Annotated in this window: 1 protein-coding gene and 1 pseudogene; one reads left to right on the forward strand and one right to left on the reverse strand. The window is 72.9% G+C overall.

Annotation, left to right across the window (positions count from 1 at the left end; translation table 11 throughout):
• Window positions 1–241, reverse strand: a pseudogene (locus tag ABD308_RS31500) (hypothetical protein); the annotation flags it as partial.
• A 587-nt stretch (window positions 242–828) separates the two neighbouring features.
• Between ABD308_RS31500 and ABD308_RS31505 the strand changes: the two are divergent.
• Window positions 829–1,958 (forward strand): alpha/beta fold hydrolase (locus ABD308_RS31505; RefSeq protein ID WP_344342614.1); only part of this gene is annotated, 1,130 nt, incomplete at its 3' end.

The raw sequence follows: 1,958 nt of genomic DNA on the forward strand, positions 1-1,958 counted from the left end.
GGCCGGCGCGCGCGGCGGCGGTGAGGGTCGGCGCGGCGATCAGGTAGGTCAGGAAGCGGCGGCGGGCGGTGCCGGTGGGCCGTGGCCCGGCGGAGGGGCCCGTGTCCCCTGGGGGTGCGATCGAGGTGCTGATGGGAGGGCCCTTCTCGCCGGGTGACGGCTCCCGCCGGGCGGGAGCCGCGAGGTCCCGCCCCGGTGCCGGACGGCGCTCGCGGGGTGTGCACGTTCTGGTCGTGTTCACGATCGCGAACGAGAACGCCGTCGAGCATAGGAGGGCCCTAATGGCCGGTCAACACGCCTTTCCGGGGCGGGATCGGACAGCTGAACGGATGGCGGACGGGACGGACACGGAGGGCGCGGAAGAGGCCGGGTGCGGCGTGAGGTACCGCCGTCCGGGTGACATCGGCCCCGGGGGCGCGCGCCGGAACCAGGGGGCGGGTGGGTGCACGGTCCAGCGCCAGGCGGTGTGCCGGGCGCCCCGGTGTGCCGAAGTGGCCCAAGTTTGCCCGTCCCTTAAGTCCCTGATGACTGGTCCGCTCCCGCCCGAGACCGGAAGGCCCCCTGCGCGACGGCGAGCGTGCGGCGGGCCGAACGGGACCGCCCGTGACGGGCGCCGGCCACCCTCGGGCCGCCCACCGGGGCCCGCCAGGCCATACGGTGAATGATGATCTTCAGCCACCCGCCGCACTGTTTCCCGTCAATCGGCCCGCCGGGAAGCGAATTGACGCCCGTTCGGGCCACGACCGCACATTCTCCCGTCGCACATCCCTTCCCCTCTTGATCGCGGCCTGACAGGCTGTCCGGGTTTGCAGAACCGGAGGAGGTTTCGTGTCCCGAATCACCAGCGCGGCACTGGCGGTCACCAGTGCGCTCGCCCTCGTCGCCGGCTCGGCCGCCGCGGCCGTTGCCGCACCGGCCCCCGGCCCGGCCGCCGAGGCCAAGGTGGCACCGGTCGACTGGAAGCCGTGCAACCCCGACCCGACCCAGCCGGACCCCAAGATCTACGACTGCGCGGTCTACCAGGTACCGCTCGACTACGACCACCCGGACGGCGAGACCATCGGCATCGCCATGATGCGCCGCCGCGCGGGCGACCCGGCCAAGCGGATCGGCTCGTTCTTCCTCAACCCCGGCGGTCCGGGCGGCAGCGGCTACCTGTGGGCGTCCACCAACCGCTTCGGCAAGGACGTCCAGGACCGCTTCGACATGGTCGGCTTCGACCCGCGCGGCGTGGCCCGCAGCAACCCGCTCAAGTGCTTCACCACCGACGAGGAGGCCGCCGGCGTCTTCGACCGGATGACCGGCGTCCCGGTGACCAAGTCCGAGATAGCGGAGACCATCAACGCCACCGAGGACTACAGCGACGCCTGCTCGCGCAACGCCGGCCCGCTCATCGAGCACATGTCGACCATCAACGTGGTCCGCGACCTCGACCGGATGCGCCGCGCCGTCGGCGACGCCAAGCTCACCTTCGCCGGCTTCTCCTACGGCACCCTCATCGGCGCCACCTACGCGGGCATGTACCCGAACAAGGTCCGCGCGCTGATCGTCGACGGCAACGTCGACCCCAACCTGCGGATGCACAACGGCGTCGAGTACGACCGCCAGCGCGCCGCCGGCTTCGAGGTCTCGCTCGCCGAGTACCTCAAGCGCTGCCAGGCCGCCGGCGCCCCGCGCTGCGCCTTCGGCGACGGCGACACCCGCGTCAAGTTCGACACCGTCCGCGACCGCCTGCGCACCGGCCCGGTCACCCTGCCGGATGGCACCCAGGTCACCCTCTCCAGCTTCACCAGCCAGGTCGCCAACGCCCTGTACGCGCAGAGCCGCCAGGCGCCGCTCGCCAAGTCCCTCCAGGCGCTGTACTCGGTGGTCCAGGCCCCGGCCGCCGCCCAGGGCCTGGCCGCCGCCGCGCCGGCCGACGTGCCGACCGGCGTGCCTGCCGCCGCACCGGTCGACGT

Source organism: Kitasatospora putterlickiae (genome assembly GCF_039527695.1).
GTDB lineage: Bacteria > Actinomycetota > Actinomycetes > Streptomycetales > Streptomycetaceae > Kitasatospora > Kitasatospora putterlickiae.